The sequence below is a fragment of the Pseudarthrobacter sp. W1I19 genome, from assembly GCF_030817835.1.
Taxonomy (GTDB): Bacteria; Actinomycetota; Actinomycetes; order Actinomycetales; family Micrococcaceae; genus Arthrobacter.
The window spans coordinates 4,053,027-4,070,343 of record NZ_JAUSZR010000001.1; the positions used below are offsets into that span (position 1 = coordinate 4,053,027).

Consider the following 17,317-nt stretch of genomic DNA (forward strand, 5'->3'; position numbering starts at 1 on the left):
CTGATGCCGGCATCCCGGCCCGCCGCACCTGTCCCCACTGCAGGGGTAAGGGTGCTGGAAGATTCCCTTTTCTACGACGCTACCGGACGACCTCCACCGGCCGCCCGGCCTCGCCCTTGACGGAAGGGGGCAAGGCTCCTACGGTCAATATCGAGAGTCCAGAAGTGTGATTTCAAGGCCGTCCAATGCCAATGTCCGAAGAGGAGCGGCGGCTCCTCAAGGAGCTGGAGCTCCGGCTGATAGCCGACGACCCGCACCTGGCGATGGAGTTGCTGTCCGGGTACCCGTCGCGCCGGTTCAGGTCAGGTGTCTACTACGGTTCAGCCGCGGGTTTGCTCGGCCTTGTCCTCTTTATCGCGGGTGTCAGCGGGCAGATCATCGGAATTGCCATCAGCGGAATCCTTCTGATGGCTCTGGGCACCTACCTCGCGGTGCGGAAGCCCAGGCCCCATCGCGGGGGCCGGCATGGACGGGCGGGGTAGCGCGGACGGAAGAGGTAGCCGTTCGCCATCTTCGTGATCCCCCTGCCCGGACGCACGTGGCAGCAGGAAAACCAGCCCGGCCAGGACGGCGGCCGCCCCAGCCCAGCCCGCGGCCGGGAGGCGCTCCCCCACCACCAGCACGGCCAGCACCGCTGCAACCACTGTTTCAACCAGGGAGAGGCCGGTGGCGGTGCTCGCGCGGATCCGGGCCAGGCCCCACCCGAACAGGATGTACCCGGCAAACATCGGGACAATGGCCATGTAGGCTCCAACGCCGACGTTCGTCCAGGATTCGACCAGTGGGCGTCCGGTCAGGAGGAGGACCGGCATCAGGAGCACCCCGCCCACTCCGAAAACCGCGCCCATGGCGGCCCGTGCCGACAGTCCGCCACCGATAAGGCGATGCGCCGCCCACGAATAGAGGGCGTACGTCACGCCCGCAACCAGGCCCAAAACGATACCCGCGGGCGTCGCCCAGGAATCCAGAGCGGATTCCGTGCCGGCGCCGCTCGCGCCATCAGCACCGCCGGGCCTGTGTCCGGCAACCGATAACAGCCCCGCGCCCGCGACGCCGAGCAGTGCTCCGGCCAGCCACCGGCGCGTGAGCGGCTTCTTGTCGGCAAACCGCTCGATGACCGCTGCGGCCACGGGAGCCGAGCCAATGGAAACCACGGTTCCCACTGCGACGCCGGCAAGATGCATGGAGGTATAAAACGCCAGGGGATAGACACCAACGGCCAGCGCACCCAACGACACCAGCGGCCATTGCTCCAACAGCAGCCGCCATTGCCCACGGATGGGCCTGGCTGCATAGGCTGCCTGCAGCAGACCGCCCACACCCATGGCCACGGCACCAATGGCCAGCGGGCTCACTGCCGGAGCAAAGGTAGCCGCTGTTCCCGTAGTCCCCCACAGCACCGACGCGGCCAGCACAAAAACGGCACCCCAGCGTGCCCCGGGCAGGCGGTCAGGCCCGGTCAGGCTGTGGGGCCCGGACAGGCTCGTCCCCGAAAGCACTCGGCTGTTCCGCCCACGCCCGCCGCTGGGTCCGATCTGCCGGGCAGAGCGTCCGGTGGAACCCGTCACAGCTCGTCCAGCATCTGCGCGGCAATCGTTCGGCCCTGCAGAAGCCGCGCATCTCCGCCTTCGAGTCCCGCCCGTACCATGGCGCCTTCCACCAGGAAGGCAAAGTGGGCGACAAGATCCGGATGGCGTTTGTCCTGCTCCGGCAGAAGCTCTCCCACGTGCCTGGCCAGGAGTGCCTCAACTTCTTCCTTGTGGTGCCGGACCGCCAGCCGCCCCGGGCTTCCAGCGGGCAGTTCTGCCGCCGCGTTAAGCAATCCGCAGCCGCGGAACCCATGCTCATAGGCGAAGTTTGCGTGATCCACATAGGCGTCAAAGACGGCCAGGACCCGTTCACGGGGCCCGGAAGCGGCGTCAACACGCGCCCGGTACAGGGCGAGCCACTCTTCGTGCCGGGCTTCGAGGTAGGCGGCCACCAGGTCCTGCTTGGAGGCGAAGTTGTTGTACAGGCTCTTTTTCGCCACACCAGCCTCGGCCGTGATGGTGTCGATTCCCGTGGCACCGACACCTTGGGCATAGAAGAGCCGCGCGGCGGCCTCGAGCAACAGTGCACGGGCACGCCTTTTTGATGACAGGGGTACGTCAACCGGGGACACCGCAGCTCCTTGAACCAGGGGTAGGTAGGCCAGTCTACCTACCCCTGGCTGCCGAGCACGATACCTCCCCGGGATTCGTGATGGAACGGACCAGTCAGGCGTAACCTGAAGGCGACTTCGGCGCTGAGGAGACGGCAATGGGTTCAATGGATGGGCGCGTGGCCCTTGTTACCGGTGCCGCGGGCGGGCTGGGGAAGGCGGTAGCGGCCGGGCTGGCGCGTGAAGGCGGCGCGATCGTCGTCGTCGGACGCTCCATTGCCAGGGCGGAGGAAGCCATGGCAGGCATCCGCAGCCAAGTGCCGGACGCCAGGCTCGAACCACTGGCGTGTGACCTGTCCGTCCAGTCCTCCATCCGCTTGGCGGCGGCAGAGGTCCTCTCCCGGCACGAACGGCTGGACGTGCTGGTCAACGCTGCGGGCGTGTTCCGGAAGGAACGCCAAGTGACTCCTGACGGGCTCGAGCTGACCTTCGCCACCAATGTGATGGCCTATTTCCTGCTGACCACCCTGCTGCTTGACGCACTGAAGCGCAGCGGAGTCGGCGGCGCTCCCGGAGGCGGGCGCATCGTGAACGTGGCATCGAGGTACGGCAGCACCAGACTGAACTTCGACGACCTCCAAACCGCCAACGGCAAGTACAGCTACCTCCGCTCCACGCCGCCCACCATGCTGGCCAGGGTCCTCCTCACCCAGGAATTTGCCGAACGGCTCCGTGGCACGGGCGTGGTGGCAAACGCTGTGCACCCCGGACTGGTCAAAAATACTGGCCTGCTGCAGGACGTGGGCGGCCCGTTCCGCTGGATCACCAATGCCATCGGCGCCCCTGCCGAAAAGGCTGCTGACACCCCAATCTGGCTTGCCAGCGCACCCGAACCCGCCGAGGTTTCTGGAAAGCTGTGGGCCAAAAGGAAGGAACTTCCGACGCCGGGGATGGGCTCGGACCCTGAAGCCCGGAGGCGCTTGTGGGAGGAGTGCAGCCTGCTGGCAAAACTCTCCTGACTTTCAACCCATCCATCCTGGAGGTGGCTCCGAACGATAGGACGAAGAAGTCTTTTGGGAGCGGACGGAGTAATGGACGAGCAGGACCAGCAGTCACTGACCGGCGGGGTTATCCAGGAACACAACCTTGATCTCGCCCAGCTGTGGCTCGATTACATCGCCCTGGGCGGCAACGCCACACAACAGGACATCAAGGACTACACCGCGGGACGCACCAGCCTTCCGGCGAAGGAACGCGACGTCCTGTCCCAGGCTGTCAACGAGCATCCGGATCCGGAAGGCCGGCCTCGTGAACTGCTGGCGATGGCCCCTTACAGCAACTCTCCGCTCACCGTGCCGCGCAGGGATTCCTCCGGCCCGCAATCCTGCATGTAGGCGAGCCCGGGCCCACTCTGGCCGCTGGGTTCCAGTCGGGCCGCCGGGTTCGGGCTGGCCTTTGGGTTCGGGGCTCTAGGCTGCAGCGCGGGAGTTGAGGGTGTCCCGAATACCGTTCAACGCCGGGTCCCGCAGCGACATAAACGCCGGTTTCAGGAGCGGCTGGATGATCTTGGCAGGCCCTTTGATGCTGAACTCGGCCGTGTACTTGACCACGGACCCGCCAGCCGCGGGGCTGACGTCGATGGAGTCGAATGCAGTCACCGTTTTGTTCTCACCGCGGAGCTTGATGTGGGTCTCCGTCAGTTCGATGACCTCATACTCCAGGGACTGCCGTTTGCCCCGGAACTCGGACTCGGCGTGGTACCGGTGGCCCACAGCCACCGGACCAGGCGTGAGTTTGTCCATGACCGGAGTGCTGGGATCCCACTCACTGGTGTTTTCGAACTCCCGCATGTAGGCGAAGGCCTGCTCCGCGGGCAATTTTGTTTCCACACTTCCGGTGACTGTGATCATCACCCCAGTGTAGGAACCCCATCTCCGGAAGCCCACCCCTGTCAGCGACGCGGCGCACAGAGTTGGGCGGCTGCCATCTTAAAGCACAACTTTCCATCCAACTCCTGGGGCCTGATCCACACTTCGAAACCCTCGGCGGCAGTAAAGAGGGTCCTGCCGCCGCCGGCGTCTGCCGCGATCCACAAGGCAGAGGAATCCTCCATGGCGTCATCCACCACGCCGGTCCGGACACACTGGAAATCCTTGCGGATCTCCACCGGCGTCCCAATCAACCGGCGCCAGTCATGATAGCGGTACGGCTTCACAGCGCTGTTCCTACGCCAGGCAGGACTGTTAGTGGAGGTGGCTTCCGCCATTAATGTCGATCGTGGTGCCCGTCAGGTAGGCGGAGTCCTCGGAGGACAGGAAGGTGATCACGGCTGCCACTTCCTCAGTGCTGGCGTTGCGTCCAAGCGGGATGCCGGCGTTGATGGCCGCCTCCTGCTCCTCGGTGCTGCCTACACGAATGTTGGTGTCCACCGCGCCGGGGGTGATGGCGTTGACGGTGACGCCGGTGGTGCCGAGTTCCCGGGCAAGGGCCTTGGTGAAGCCGAGGATAGCTGCCTTGGCTGAAGAGTAGGGAACTTTGCCGAAAACGCCGCCGCCGCGCTGGGCGGACACCGAGGACATGTTCACGATCCGGCCCCAGCCGTTCTCGATCATGTCCGGCAGGAAAGCCTTGGTGACCAGGTAGGTGCCGGTGGCGTTGACGTCCATCACCTTGTGCCACAACTCCAGCGTGGTCTCGAGGAACGGAACGGGCGAGGTGATGCCCGCGATGTTGGCGAGGGCACCGACGGGCGGCAGGTTGCCCGCGGCAACCTCGGCGGCGACAGCTGCCTGGGCAGCGGTGACGGATGCTTCGTTTGCGACGTCGATTTCATGGCCGAAGGCGGGGACGTTGAATTCGTTGCCGATCTCGGCGGCGACCTTGGCGGACTTCTCGCCGTCGAGGTCCAGGATCACCACCGCCCAGCCCTGGTTGGCGTAGCGGCGGGCGGTAGTGAGCCCGATGCCCCGGTCCGAAGTTGCCCCGGTGAGGACGGCGGTGCGCTGAATAGTGGTCATCATTACTCCTTGGACGTGCTGGTGGCGGTAAGCGGTACTCGGTCAAGGAGCCACATTGGTCCTTGCCCGGCACTCTCTTGCTCAAGTGATGGGGAACACACTACGGCTCTTAGTGTTAACAGTCAACCTTCGAAGTCGACTGTTGACATACGGGCATGATGGAAGTCACACTTAGGGATATCATTTGTTAACAGTCGACAGCGGCGGATTCCTCCAGCTGCTTTTCGAAAGGGAACCACTATGAGCAAAGATGCTCTGACCATGCGCGGTCCGGTCCACGGAACCAAGGACGCCAGGCGCGTAGCCGTCGGCTCCGGGGTGGGCGCGGTGATCGAGACGTATGACTTCATCGGTTTCGGCACCGCCGCTGCGCTGTACTTCGGAACTGCCTTCTTCCCCGGAAGCGATCCCGTGACGGGCACCCTCGCTTCCTTCGCCACCCTGGGCGTCGGCTTCGCGGCCCGCCCGCTCGGCGGCATCATCGGGGGCCATCTTGGTGACAAGGTGGGCCGCAAGCCCGTCCTGGTGGCCTCGCTCATCCTGATGGGCCTGGCAACCTTCGCCATCGGCCTGCTGCCCACCTACGCCGCCGTTGGGCTGCTGGCTCCGGCGCTGCTGGTCTTCGTCCGGATCGTCCAGGGCCTGGCCTTCGGCGCCGAATGGGGCGGCGCCATCCTGATGAGCTACGAGCACGCACCCTGGAAGTCCAAAGGCAAGTACACCGGCATCGTGCAGGCCGGCTTCCCGGTGGGCCTGCTGCTGGCCAACCTGACCTTCCTGGTCAGCGTGAACCTGGGCGGCGAGCTCGCCTGGCGCGTTCCCTTCCTGGCGAGCATCGTGCTCGTAGCTGTCGGCCTGATCATCCGGTCCAAGGTTCCCGAATCCCCTGTCTTCGATGAGGTCAAGGACAGCGGCGACATCGTGAAGTCCCCCATCGTTGAGGTCATCAAGACTGACTGGCGCAACATCGTCAAGGGCATCGGCCTCCGCATTGCCGAGACCGCCGGCTACGCCGTGTCCATCACGTACATGATTTCCTACCTGCACACTGAAAAGCTCGCGGACAAGACCCAGACCCTCGTCGCCCTCTGCATCGCCTCGGCCATAGGCATCATCGCCACTATGGCCTGGGCCCGCCTGACGGACCGCATAGGCCGCCGGCCCCTGTACATCTGGTCCACCGCCTTCGCCGCACTGTTCGCGATTCCGATGTTCCTGCTGGTCAACACGGGCCTGTTCATCGCCATCATCATCACCATCGTGATCTCCTACGCGGTCTGCCAGAACTCCCTCGCCGGAGCCCAGGGCGCCTGGTTCCCGGAGCTCTTCCAGGCAAAGACCCGTGCGTCCGGTGCCAGCCTGGCCTACCAGATCTCCGCTATGGTCTCCGGCTTCACCCCGTTCATCACCACCCTGCTGTTCGTCAGCTTCGGCTGGATGGGCCCGGCACTGCTCTTCGGCACGTACGCCCTGATCGGGCTCTGGGCCGCGGTGGCCACCCGGGAAACCTGGGGCAAGCGGGAGCGCGAACTGGCTGACGCAGCCACCAAAAGCACCCCCAACACGGTAAGCGTCTAATGACGGTCGTACACGACACGAACACGGAGCAAGCAATGCCAACAAACACTGTCCAGGACCGGGCGACAGCGGCCGGCGCACCCGGGAACGGAGCGGCGCATGGCCCGGTAACCCAAGAGCGCATCGCAAAGATCAGCGCGGCTGCCTACCGGATCCGGCATCACGCACTGAACATGGGCGAGGTCCAGGGCCAGGGCTATGTGGGCCAGGCGCTGGGAGCGGCTGACATGCTCGCCACGGTCTATGGTGACCAGCTGAACTTCCGTGCCGAGGATCCACACTGGGAGGCCCGCGACCGGTTCCTGCTCTCCACCGGGCACTACGCGATCGGCCACTACGCCGCGCTGGCAGAGGCCGGGATCGTGCCGGTCGAAGAGCTCGAGACCTATGGCTCGGACGATTCCCGGCTGCCGATGTCCGGGATGTCCACCTACACCCCCGGCATGGAAATTTCCGGCGGTTCCCTGGGCCACGGCCTGACCATCGCCGTCGGCATGGCCCTGGGCCTGCGCTACCAGGGCTCCGCTGCCCGAGTGTTCAACTTCCTCTCCGACGGCGAACTGGACGAAGGCTCCACCTGGGAGGCCGCCATGGGTGCGCACCACCACCAGCTGGGCAACCTCACCGCGATGGTGGACATCAACGCCCTGCAGGCTGACGGCAAAACCGACACCGTGCTCCGCACCGAACCGGTGACCGAAAAGTGGGAATCGTTCGGCTGGTACACCCAGCGCGTGGACGGGAACGACGTCGGCGCGCTGCTGGCAGCGTTCGACAACGCAGCCGCCCAGGCCGCCGCCGTCGGACGCCCCTCCGTAATCCTGTGCGACACGAAGGTGGGCCGCGGCGTGCCGCTGCTGGAGGAACGCGAAAAGGCGCACTTCATGCGCATCGAAGAGAACGAATGGCAGACCTGCCGCGAGCAGCTCACCGCCGGCTACGAAGGAAAGGCTTCAGCATGAGCACCACCACCAAGGCCGGTTCGGCACAAGCAGCTACTACGACAGCCGCGAAGCCGAAGCTGAAGACCTCGGCCATGATCGCGTCCTTCGCCGATCCCGGCCAGAAAACCAGCTCCGCGCCGTTCGGGCACGCACTGGTCAAAGCCGCGCAGGAAAACGACAAAATCGTCGGGCTCACCGCGGACCTGGGCAAGTACACCGACATGCACATCTTCGCCAAGGCCTTCCCGGAACGGTTCTTCCAGATGGGCATGGCCGAGCAGCTGCTCTTCGGCGCCGCCGCCGGGCTGGCCGAGACCGGGCTGGTGCCGTTCGCATCCACCTACTCCGTGTTCGCCGCCCGCCGCGCCTACGACTTCCTCTGCCTGGACGCGGCCGAGCCAAACCTGAACGTCAACATCGTCGGCGGGCTGCCCGGCCTCACCACCGGGTACGGCCCCAGCCACCAAGCCACCGAGGACATGGCGATCTTCCGCGGCATGCCCAACCTGACCATCGTTGACCCCTGCGACTCGATCGACATCGAACAGGCAGTCCCCCAACTCGCAGCGTCGGACGGACCCACCTACCTGCGCCTGCTGCGCGGCAACGTCCCCACCGTCCTGGACGAGTACGACTACACGTTCGAACTCGGCAAGGCCAAGGTCCTGCGCGGCGGCAACGACGTCGTGTTCATCTCCTCCGGCCTGATGACCATGCGGGCCCTGCAGGCAGCCAAGGCGCTGGCGGCACACAACGTCGACGTCGCCGTCGTCCACACCCCTACCATCAAACCGTTCGACGCCGAAACCGTCCTCGCCGAAATCAACACCGACCGGCTGGCCGTCACCCTGGAAAACCACTCCGTAGTGGGCGGCCTGTTCGAAACCGTCGCCTCCGCCGTCGTCACCGCCGGGGTAGGAAAGCGGGTGGTCCCCGTGGCGCTGCCGGACCAGTTCCTGGACGCCGGGGCGCTGCCCACACTGCATGACCGCTACGGCCTTGCCGTGGACCGCATCGTGGCGAAGGTACTGGCCGAGCTGTCATAAGCGAAGACCCGGACAGACTTTAGCTAACGCAGAAAGCACGGCACCGGCTTCAGCGGGCGCCGTGCTTTCTGCCGTACCATCGAGTTAGGACTGTAAACAGTCAACTTACAACATTGAGGACAGAGGCCATGGCAGGAGTGACAGCACCGTTGCTGGGACTGCAGAAGAAAAGCCTGCGCGAGCAGGCGCTGTCGGCGCTGAGGACCGCTATCACCAGCGGCGAGCTGGCGCCCGGCCGGCACCTGGTGGAAACCGAGCTGTCCGAGATGCTGCAAATCAGCCGGGGAACACTCCGCGAGGCCCTGCGTCAGCTCGAACAGGAGGGCCTGCTGTCTGCCGGGCCCCGCGGCCGGCTCTCCGTCCGGCACCTGGACGAAAAAGAGATTCGGGACATTTTCGCTGTCCGGGCGGCCCTTGAATCCTTGGCGGCGCGCACACTATGCGAGCTCCCGGACCGCGCTCACGTGATCCAGACCCTGCATCAGACTATTGACGTAATGGAGGCGGCCCAGGACGCGTCATTGGAGGAACGGATCGAGTCCGACATGGAATTCCATCGCACTCTCTGCCGGCTGACCGGCAATGAAACCCTTCTTCACTCCTGGGAGTCGCTTGAAGGCTCCATCCGGATGTCCATCATGTTCGGCGGCCTGGAAAAGGGCGTCAAGAATATGAGCGTAGACCGTCACCGCGAGATCGTGGCGGCCATCGAAACCGGCGACGCGTCCCTCTCGCGCAAGACCATCCGGGAGCACATGGACAGTGCCGCCGCGAACCTGGTGGCCTAGTACCCCCCGTCCGGGAATCCCTTTGAGTTGCTGACCGTTAACTGAATGTGCGGAAGAGTCCGCGCCTTCAGACGAGGGATTGAATGAACGCGAAGTTTGTATCAGTTGAAGACGACGCCGGGAAGGTCACCCGATACGCCCGCCATACAAACGGTGGCGGCCTCATCGCCCCCGGCGCAACAGTGGCCGACAGTGCACGCATCGGTCCGATGACCTATGTGGAGTACGGGGCCAGGATCGGCTCGGGCTGCCGCATCGGGCACGGCAGCTGGATTGACCGCGACGCGACCATCGGTGACCGCACGGTCATCGGTGATGGGGTGCGGATCGGCCGCGGCACGGTAGTGGGAAGCCGGGTGCACATCGGGAGCCATTCGAGGATTGGCTCCGGTGTCCTGATCGAGCACGGCGTGCACCTGCACGCCGACACAACAGTTCCCGACGGCGGGCACGTCCCGTTGAGTGCCCGGACGTACGCCCCGGACCAGGCGAAGCACCGGCCGCACCGGAAGAGCAAAGGCCGGATGGCGGCCTGAGCCGCGCTGCAACAGTTGGAGCTTGCGTCTGCCCGGGCAGGGGCGCGCCCCTCCGGCAGCCTCTTTCCTACGGCTTGAAACGGTCAGCCAGCCGCGCCTTTACTGCCGCACCACCCCACACGGCGAGCAGGAGCGCCACGAGCAGCAGGCCGGCGTCGCCCAGGTCGATGGATCCCAGCCAAGCCGTCACAGGATCCTCCAACGCAAAGGCTGCGTTGAGGAAGCCGCCCAGCGTGATCGCCGCGATGAACAAGGCGGATATAGCAGAGATGCCCGTGACCAGGGCATTGAAGCCGAGTTTGCGCTGCGGGTCGGTGAGGGCCGAGCGGTACATCCGCATCATGGCCAGCCCGTTCAGAGAATCGCACAGCGTCATGGCGGCCGTGAACGCGAGCGGCAGCGCCAGCAAGGCGAACGGCGGCACCCCGGCCAGGGACGCCGCCGTCGTCATCATCAGCAGGCCGATGGTGGTGGCGGTGTCAAAGCCCAACCCGAACAGGAAGCCGATCACGTAAACGTTCCGCGGCCGCCGCACCCGGGACAGCGGCCGGGCGAGAAGCCGCGCCACCAGTCCCTGCGGTTCGAGGTCCCGCGGATCTACGGCGCCACCGCTGCGGGAGCGGCGATAGGCACGTGCGGAGCGAGCAAAGGCCGATCCGTTGAACAGGCCAATCACCAGCAAGAACAGCCCGGAAACGCCGCTGCCGATCAGGCCAAGGACCAGGTTGCCGGTGGAGCCGTCCTGCATGACCTCCCCGACCATGGCCGCGCCCGCAATCACCAGCACACCGGCGAGCGTCACCACGGAGCTGTGGCCCAGGCTGAAGGCGAACCCGACACTCACAGGGTCCTGCCGGTCGGCCACAAACTTGCGGGTGGAGTTGTCGATCGCGGCGAGGTGGTCCCAGTCGTAGCTGTGCTTCACGCCGGCGAGATAGGCAGTCAGGACCAGCCCCCAAGTGAGGGCCTGCGCGCCGGGACTGCCTGCGCTTCCTGGGGTGCCGGTATTGCCTGCGAGCAAAAGTACGACGGCGGCGGCATGCAAGCCGGCGACCGCACCGAACATGCACAACAGGCGGGTCCGCAGCGGCAGGGCGTCCCGCTCACGGTAGAACGCGGCGATGTTCGTCATCAGTGCTTCCTCAGGTTCAGCGGTTCTTGCCCGTACCACCGCTTCCGAAGCAGGGCTGTGCAGGCGCCGAGCAGGCTGTTCAGTTCGCCCGTGCTGTTCGAGAGCGAGCGCAGCACCAGCCCGGTGGTTCCCGCCGCGCTGCGGGTGAGTGAGATACCGGTTAAGGCATCGTTTTCCGAGGTCACGCTGTGCAGGTCATCGGCGAGCGCCTGGTCCACTCGCGGGTCGATAACAACCAGCGATCCGAGGTGGCTGTACCCCTCCATAAACCCCAGCCCGGTGACATCCCCCGACGGCGGCCGGATCAGGAGGTTGTCGAGTGCCAGCAGCTGGGTGCCACCATCTGTTTCGACGTGGATCTCGTTCCGCAGCCGCACTTCCTCATATCGGAAAGCGGCTCCGTCGGGGGACCATCCCGGGGTTACCACTTCAGCCATCACCAGGGACGACGACGGCCGGACAGTAATGTGCGTCCGTTGCCGGTAGCTGGCCTCCCGGTAGGCAATCAGCTGGTCAGGCACAAGCTCCAGCCGCGCCCCCTCCCCCAGCCGGACAGCCATCCGCTGCTCAGCAAAAGACCCCGGAGTCCGATAAACCTTCGTCGCCGACTGGGTGGTGAGAACTAGTTCCGCCCTTGCTTGCACCTCGACATCCAGCAGAAAAAGATCCGCCCCGAGATAAGCCCCGCCAGGATTCACCACGACATAACAAACCTGACCAGAGTCATCGAGGTAGTGCGGCCGCAAGACTCTCAAGGCGCCTTGATGAAACTGCCGGGACGCAATGGAATGCTCCCCACGCTCACTGATGACGAGCTCAAGCCGACCCATCGAGGTTTCGACAGGCTCAACCACCGGTGATTGAGCCTGTCGAAATCCCGCCGTCGTGGTCATGACGCGAGGTCAAGCATCAGGACGTCGTGGCGTATCCAGTCGATGACCTTTTCCAGCCCTTCGTCGGTCTTGAGGTTAGTGAAGCAGAAGGGTTTGTTGCCCCTGAATTCCCGCGAATCCCGTTCCATCACATTTAGGTCCGCCCCAACATGGGGCGCGAGGTCGGTTTTGTTGATGATGAAGAGGTCGGACTTGATCATGCCCTGGCCGGCTTTGCGGGGGATTTTTTCGCCTTGGGCCACGTCGATGATGTAGATGGAGAAGTCCACGAGCTCGGGGCTGAAGGTGGCGGAGAGGTTGTCGCCGCCGGATTCGACGAAGATGACCTGCAGGTCGGGGTGCCGGGCTTTGAGTTCCTCGATGGCGGCGGTGTTCATGGAGGTGTCTTCGCGGATGGCGGTGTGCGGGCAGCCGCCGGTTTCGACGCCAATGATCCTGTCCACAGGGAGTATGCCGTTGGCGGCGAGGATTTTGGCGTCCTCGATGGTGTAGATGTCGTTGGTGATGGCGGCCATGGAGATTTCAGCGCTCATGTGCCGGGTAAGGCGCTCCACGAGTTGGGTTTTGCCTGCTCCAACGGGTCCGCCGATGCCGATCTTGATGGGTTCGCTCATTGTTTCCTCCTTGAATCCAAAAACACGGTCAGCTCATGAACATCCGGGCACGTTGGCGTTCGTGCCGCATTTGCGAAATCTCGAGTCCCGGGCTGACGGCGCCGAAGTCGTCCGGCGTCAGGTGCGGGATCCGCACGGCCGCGGCAGCGACGTCGTCGGCCGCTTGCCGAAGCAGCCGCTGCCCGGCGTTCTGGCCCAAGGGGATGGCGCGGACGGCGTTCTGCGTCAGGGAGGTGGCGGCGGCGAAAAGGTAGGCGACGAGCGCCTCCTGCAGCGGCACGCCCAGTGAACGGGCGACGACGGCGAACGCCAGCGGCTGGTGCCCCGCCGCCCGGCCAATGGTCACCAGGTCTCGGTACAGCCCCAGCTCAGCAGAAGGAAAGACCTCCGCCCCAATCTCCAACAACCGAAGCCCCATCTTGACGGAAGCCTCCCGAACCTGCCGGGGCAATAAAGAAGCAGAGAGCAGCGAATCAAGTTCAAGAACATCAGCCCCCTCATAAAGAAACCGAATGGCCAATCCGTCAGAATAGGTCAACTGCTGCGAGATAAAAGCAGACAACCACCGCCCAAAACCAGCCTCATCACGAACCACCCCGGCATCGATATAGGACTCAAACCCAAGCGAGTGAGCAAAAGCCCCAGTAGGCAAAGCGGAATCGACAAGTTGCTGCAGCGCAAGCTGATAACTCATCTAAGGCACCTCAACGGAAGGCGACCTTTTGAATCGGCGGAGGCGGGAGATAGGGGCCGCGGCGTGGCGGGCACCGCGGAGCGGGCACGGCCCCTATCTCCCGCCGAAGCCCCCAAGGCGCAAACGGTGAAACGAGCCGAAGGCGATGAATTAGTGCGAGTGTTCAGCATGGCGGAAAGGAACAGGCATGACGCGTTCCTGCCGGGAGTAAGTCACACCCACATGGATGAGGTAGTCCTCGACGGTGTGGTCGTAGGCGCACACCATGACGTCCGCTTCATATTCGGACGAGGAGTCGAAGAACTGGGCCTGGAGGTGCCGGTTGCCGAGGGAGTGGGCCACGATACCCATTTCGTGGATGCCCCGGGGTGCGATCACGAGCACGTCGGTGGGCAGCACGGACACCACGATCATGTTGGTTTCTTCGATGTGCAGGATGTCGCCGTCGCGCAGGTCTCCCGAGCTGGAGGGCAGGCGGATGCCGATCTCCTTGCCGTGGTCGGTGGTGGCGCGCTGGATGCGCTTGACCAGCTGGGCGCTGGGGAGGACCACTTTTTCCTGGTGCAGGGCGGCGTAGGTGTGCGGGTCCGGGAGTTCGTGAAGGTTGCCGAGGACTTTTTCGATGATCATGAGGGGCTCCGAAGTTGTAAGACGAAGGTCTAGAACAGGAAGTAACGCTGGGCCATGGGAAGGACGTCGGACGGCTCGCAGGTGACATCCTCGCCGTCCACCGTCACCTGGTAGGTTTCCGGGTCCACCTGGATGTCCGGTGTGGCGTCGTTGTACTTGAGGTCCGCCTTAGTGAGGGTGCGGATGCCCGAGACCGGCCGGATGACCTTTTCCAGCCCCAACTCATGGGGAACGCCGGCGTCGATCGCTGCCTGGGACAGGAAGGTGATGGAGCACTGCTGGACGGCTTTGCCGAACGCGCCGAACATCGGGCGCATAATGCGTGGCTGCGGGGTGGGGATGGAGGCGTTGGCGTCGCCCATGAGTGCGTAGGCGATCTGGCCGCCTTTGAGCACCAGCTCCGGTTTGACGCCGAAGAAGGCCGGGTCCCACAGCACCAGGTCCGCGAATTTGCCCACTTCCACCGAGCCCACGGAGTCCGCGATGCCCTGCGCGATGGCCGGGTTGATGGTGTACTTGGCCACATAGCGCTTGAGCCGGAAGTTGTCGCTGCCCGCACTGCCGTGAAGGCCGGCAGCATCGTCCCCCCGCGGGTCTTCCAATACCCCCCGCTGCTTCTTCATCTTGTCCGCCACCTGCCACGTGCGGGTGATCACCTCGCCCACCCGGCCCATCGCCTGGGAGTCCGAGGAGGTGATCGAGAAGATGCCCAGGTCCTGCAGGACGTCCTCGGCAGCGATGGTTTCGGCCCGGATCCGGGAATCTGCGAAGGCAACGTCCTCGGGGATGTCCGGGTTGAGGTGGTGGCACACCATCAGCATGTCCAGGTGCTCTTCGATGGTGTTGCGCGTGTACGGCAGGGTGGGGTTGGTGGAGGCCGGCAGGACGTTCGGCATCCCGGCGATCTTGATGATGTCCGGGGCGTGTCCGCCACCGGCACCTTCGGTGTGGAAGGTGTGGATGACCCGGCCGTTGATGGCGCGGATGGTGTCCTCCACGAAGCCGCACTCGTTCAGTGTGTCCGTGTGGATGGCCACCTGGACGTCGAACTCGTCCGCCACCGTGAGGGACATGTCGATGGAGGAGGTGGTGGACCCCCAGTCCTCGTGGACCTTGAGCCCGATGGCACCGGCGCGGATCTGCTCGGCCAGGGGTTCGACGGCGGAGGCATGGCCCTTGCCGAACAGTCCGATGTTCATGGGGAATCCCTCGGCCGCCTGCAGCATCCGCTGGATGTGCCACTTTCCGGGGGTCACGGTGGTGGCCTTGGTGCCTTCGGCCGGGCCGGTTCCGCCGCCGATCATGGTGGTGATACCGCTGGTAAGGGCCGTGGGGACCTGGTCCGGAGAGATGAAGTGGATATGGGTGTCCACGCCGCCGGCCGTGAGGATCTTGCGTTCGCCCGCGATGATCTCTGTGCTGGCGCCGATCACAATGTCCACACCATCGGTGATCTGGGGGTTGCCGGCCTTGCCGATCTTGAAGATATGCCCGTCTCTGAGGGCCACGTCAGCCTTATAGATGCCGGTGTAGTCAAGGATCACCGCGTTGGTGATCACGGTGTCGGGGATGGCGCCGCCCTGGCCGTCGTCGTCCCTGACCGCCTGGCCGTTCTGGCCCATGCCGTCGCGGATCACCTTGCCGCCGCCGAACACCACTTCCTCGCCGTAGACAGTGAGGTCCTTCTCGATCTCCAGGAACAGGTCGGTGTCTGCCAGGCGGATCGCATCGCCCGTCGTCGGGCCGTAGAGATCGGCATACTGCCGCCGGGGAATCTCGAAGCTCACTGAGTATCCTTCTCTCCGTGGCCGGGCCGGGCCAGTTTGCCGTTGACAGCGTTACTGAGCCCGTACACCTCACGCCTGCCGGCGAATTCGATCAACCGCACGTTCCGCGAGTCCCCGGGTTCGAACCTGGCGGCGGTTCCGGCGGGAATGTCGAGCCGCCGGCCGTAGGCTGCTTCCCGGTCAAAAGCCAGGGCAGCGTTGGCCTCGGCAAAATGGAAGTGCGAGCCCACCTGGACGGGCCGGTCGCCGGTGTTGGTGACGGCGACGTCGATCGCCTCCCGGCCGGCATTAGCCGTCACAGGCTCCGGCCGAAGGATGTACTCTCCTGGAATCATGGCCTGCCCCTTCACCGGATGGGATCGTGGATGGTGACGAGCTTGGTGCCGTCAGGGAAGGTCGCCTCGATCTGCACGTCGTGGATCATCTCCGGCACGCCCTCCATGACGTCTTCCCTGCCGAGCAGGGTGGTGCCGTAGCTCATGAGGTCGGCAACGGTGCGCCCGTCCCGGGCACCCTCGATCAGTTCGTAGCTGATGATGGCCACGGCTTCCGGATAGTTGAGCTTGAGTCCGCGGGCCTGGCGGCGGCGCGCCAGATCGGCGGCCACCACAATCAGGAGTTTTTCCTGCTCACGTGGCATCAGATGCATGGGGGTCCCTTCAGCGGCCAGCGGACGGCGTGGACCCAGAATAGGTTGCGGACGTTTCAGCCACGTTTCGGCGGGGTAATCCCGTCTCTCCGGCACCGGGCCTGCACCGGCTCCCCGGCTGCGCGCTGAATTTCCCCAGGTTTCGGCTCAGGGAAGGCGAGGACGACGGCGATTCGCCGGGACACGCCGTCGTCCGTCCTTAAAGGCGGGGAAACTCAGCGCCTCAGGCCGGGGAGGTGAGCGGCCTTAAGGCTGGGAGACCGGCGGACTAGCTTGCCTCTTTGAGCCGGGCGAGGATCTCGTCCGTTGACTGGACGGGCTGGCGGTAGGTGGTGGACAGGATGCGCAGCATGTCCGCCGCGTCCTGGCTGTCCTCGGAGGCCATGGCTTCCTTTGCATACGTGACCCGGATGTTGTGGGCGAAGGCGTCCGCCCCCGTCTGGGCGATGCAGTTGTGGGTGGAGACGCCGGCGAGCACCACTTCGTCGGCACCCCAGTTGCGGAGGCGGGACAGCAGGTTGGTGCCCACAAAAGCACTGTCCCGCGTCTTGTTCAGCTGGGGCAAGCCATCGATGGCCAGCCCGGGCACAGCCTCTGCCTGCTTGCTGCCGCGAAAGATAAAGCCCTGGTCGTCGTCGAGCATGTTCAATGTCCAGGTGGATTTGTCGCGTTCGTGTTCGGTGCCCACCATCAGCGCCTTGTGCCCGCTGGCTTTGAAAGCCTCAAGCAGCCTGTTGCAGCACGCCACCAACTGCTCCTGCTGCGCTGCCAGTTCCGGCGCCTCGAAGTACGCGTTCTGCATGTCGATGACAAGAAGGGCAATCATGCACGGCACCTTTCCTCGTTTTGCTTGTTCCGGGAAACGTACC

General features: G+C 64.7%; 21 protein-coding genes and 1 pseudogene. 8 read left to right on the plus strand and 14 right to left on the minus strand.

Annotated elements, in window-relative coordinates:
• Positions 1 to 191: 191 nt before the first annotated feature.
• Positions 192 to 365, plus strand: a pseudogene (locus QF038_RS18705) (DUF3040 domain-containing protein); the annotation flags it as partial.
• Here the strand turns inward: QF038_RS18705 and QF038_RS18710 are convergent.
• Both QF038_RS18710 and QF038_RS18715 read right to left on the minus strand, forming a co-directional pair.
• Complete coding sequence (locus QF038_RS18710; RefSeq protein WP_307612136.1) at positions 321 to 1,499, minus strand: DMT family transporter; 1,179 nt, start codon at positions 1,497 to 1,499, stop codon at positions 321 to 323. The pseudogene QF038_RS18705 and the gene QF038_RS18710 overlap by 45 nt on opposite strands.
• 65 nt (positions 1,500 to 1,564) lie before the next feature.
• Entirely contained in the window at positions 1,565 to 2,161 is a 597-nt protein-coding gene (locus QF038_RS18715; RefSeq protein WP_307612138.1) for a TetR/AcrR family transcriptional regulator, read from the minus strand.
• Between the two features lie 137 nt (positions 2,162 to 2,298).
• Between QF038_RS18715 and QF038_RS18720 the strand changes: the two genes are divergently transcribed.
• Positions 2,299 to 3,159: an SDR family NAD(P)-dependent oxidoreductase gene (locus QF038_RS18720; RefSeq protein ID WP_307612139.1), complete on the plus strand. Its 861-nt coding sequence runs from the start codon at positions 2,299 to 2,301 to the stop codon at positions 3,157 to 3,159.
• A 72-nt stretch (positions 3,160 to 3,231) separates the two neighbouring features.
• Positions 3,232 to 3,534: a hypothetical protein gene (locus tag QF038_RS18725; protein ID WP_307612141.1), complete on the plus strand. Its 303-nt coding sequence runs from the start codon at positions 3,232 to 3,234 to the stop codon at positions 3,532 to 3,534.
• A 75-nt stretch (positions 3,535 to 3,609) separates the two neighbouring features.
• On the opposite strand, the gene QF038_RS18730 is transcribed toward QF038_RS18725, so the two are convergent.
• From QF038_RS18730 to QF038_RS18740, 3 genes are read right to left on the minus strand one after another with little or no spacing between them, the layout of a single operon-like run.
• The gene (locus QF038_RS18730; protein WP_307612143.1) at positions 3,610 to 4,050 is read right to left on the minus strand and encodes an SRPBCC family protein; all 441 of its coding nucleotides are present in this window, start codon (positions 4,048 to 4,050) and stop codon (positions 3,610 to 3,612) included.
• 41 nt (positions 4,051 to 4,091) lie between these two features.
• Positions 4,092 to 4,355, minus strand: a complete 264-nt coding sequence (locus QF038_RS18735; RefSeq protein WP_307612145.1) for a hypothetical protein — start codon at positions 4,353 to 4,355, stop codon at positions 4,092 to 4,094.
• Between the two features lie 28 nt (positions 4,356 to 4,383).
• Positions 4,384 to 5,157: an SDR family NAD(P)-dependent oxidoreductase gene (locus QF038_RS18740; protein ID WP_307612147.1), complete on the minus strand. Its 774-nt coding sequence runs from the start codon at positions 5,155 to 5,157 to the stop codon at positions 4,384 to 4,386.
• 240 nt (positions 5,158 to 5,397) lie between these two features.
• Here QF038_RS18740 and QF038_RS18745 point away from each other — a divergent pair, with 240 nt between their 5' ends.
• The 5 genes from QF038_RS18745 (at position 5,398) to QF038_RS18765 (ending at position 10,049) form a co-directional block, all read left to right on the plus strand.
• Positions 5,398 to 6,735 carry an MFS transporter gene (locus tag QF038_RS18745; RefSeq protein ID WP_307612149.1) on the plus strand — a complete coding sequence of 446 codons (1,338 nt, stop codon included), beginning with the start codon at positions 5,398 to 5,400 and terminating at the stop codon, positions 6,733 to 6,735.
• Positions 6,736 to 6,770: 35 nt separating this feature from the next.
• Positions 6,771 to 7,697: a transketolase gene (locus tag QF038_RS18750; RefSeq protein ID WP_307612151.1), complete on the plus strand. Its 927-nt coding sequence runs from the start codon at positions 6,771 to 6,773 to the stop codon at positions 7,695 to 7,697.
• Positions 7,694 to 8,725 carry a transketolase family protein gene (locus QF038_RS18755; protein WP_307612154.1) on the plus strand — a complete coding sequence of 344 codons (1,032 nt, stop codon included), beginning with the start codon at positions 7,694 to 7,696 and terminating at the stop codon, positions 8,723 to 8,725. Before QF038_RS18750 ends, QF038_RS18755 begins: the two co-directional genes overlap by 4 nt.
• A 128-nt stretch (positions 8,726 to 8,853) precedes the next feature.
• Positions 8,854 to 9,513 (plus strand): GntR family transcriptional regulator, encoded by a 660-nt coding sequence (locus QF038_RS18760; protein WP_050056657.1) that lies wholly within the window; start codon positions 8,854 to 8,856, stop codon positions 9,511 to 9,513.
• Between the two features lie 83 nt (positions 9,514 to 9,596).
• The gene (locus QF038_RS18765) at positions 9,597 to 10,049 is read left to right on the plus strand and encodes a transferase (RefSeq protein ID WP_307612158.1); all 453 of its coding nucleotides are present in this window, start codon (positions 9,597 to 9,599) and stop codon (positions 10,047 to 10,049) included.
• Between the two features lie 67 nt (positions 10,050 to 10,116).
• On the opposite strand, the gene QF038_RS18770 is transcribed toward QF038_RS18765, so the two are convergent.
• From QF038_RS18770 to QF038_RS18810, 9 genes are all read right to left on the minus strand, one after another.
• Positions 10,117 to 11,181, minus strand: a complete 1,065-nt coding sequence (locus QF038_RS18770; protein ID WP_307612160.1) for a HoxN/HupN/NixA family nickel/cobalt transporter — start codon at positions 11,179 to 11,181, stop codon at positions 10,117 to 10,119.
• Positions 11,181 to 11,990 carry an urease accessory protein UreD gene (locus QF038_RS18775; protein WP_307613527.1) on the minus strand — a complete coding sequence of 270 codons (810 nt, stop codon included), beginning with the start codon at positions 11,988 to 11,990 and terminating at the stop codon, positions 11,181 to 11,183. The genes QF038_RS18770 and QF038_RS18775 overlap by 1 nt, the downstream gene beginning before the upstream one ends.
• Before the next feature lie 80 nt (positions 11,991 to 12,070).
• Positions 12,071 to 12,688, minus strand: a complete 618-nt coding sequence (ureG, locus tag QF038_RS18780) for an urease accessory protein UreG (RefSeq protein WP_307612162.1) — start codon at positions 12,686 to 12,688, stop codon at positions 12,071 to 12,073.
• 28 nt (positions 12,689 to 12,716) lie between these two features.
• Positions 12,717 to 13,382: an urease accessory protein UreF gene (locus tag QF038_RS18785; RefSeq protein WP_307612164.1), complete on the minus strand. Its 666-nt coding sequence runs from the start codon at positions 13,380 to 13,382 to the stop codon at positions 12,717 to 12,719.
• Positions 13,383 to 13,532: 150 nt separating this feature from the next.
• Positions 13,533 to 14,012: an urease accessory protein UreE gene (gene ureE, locus QF038_RS18790; RefSeq protein WP_307612166.1), complete on the minus strand. Its 480-nt coding sequence runs from the start codon at positions 14,010 to 14,012 to the stop codon at positions 13,533 to 13,535.
• Between the two features lie 29 nt (positions 14,013 to 14,041).
• Positions 14,042 to 15,799, minus strand: a complete 1,758-nt coding sequence (gene ureC / locus QF038_RS18795) for an urease subunit alpha (protein ID WP_307612169.1) — start codon at positions 15,797 to 15,799, stop codon at positions 14,042 to 14,044.
• A complete protein-coding gene (locus tag QF038_RS18800; RefSeq protein ID WP_307612172.1) occupies positions 15,796 to 16,134 on the minus strand; it encodes an urease subunit beta in 339 nt (112 codons plus the stop codon). Before QF038_RS18800 ends, ureC begins: the two co-directional genes overlap by 4 nt.
• An 11-nt stretch (positions 16,135 to 16,145) precedes the next feature.
• Positions 16,146 to 16,448, minus strand: a complete 303-nt coding sequence (locus tag QF038_RS18805; protein WP_307612174.1) for an urease subunit gamma — start codon at positions 16,446 to 16,448, stop codon at positions 16,146 to 16,148.
• Between the two features lie 268 nt (positions 16,449 to 16,716).
• Positions 16,717 to 17,274, minus strand: a complete 558-nt coding sequence (locus QF038_RS18810; RefSeq protein ID WP_307612176.1) for a cysteine hydrolase family protein — start codon at positions 17,272 to 17,274, stop codon at positions 16,717 to 16,719.
• Between the last annotated feature and the right edge of the window lie 43 nt (positions 17,275 to 17,317).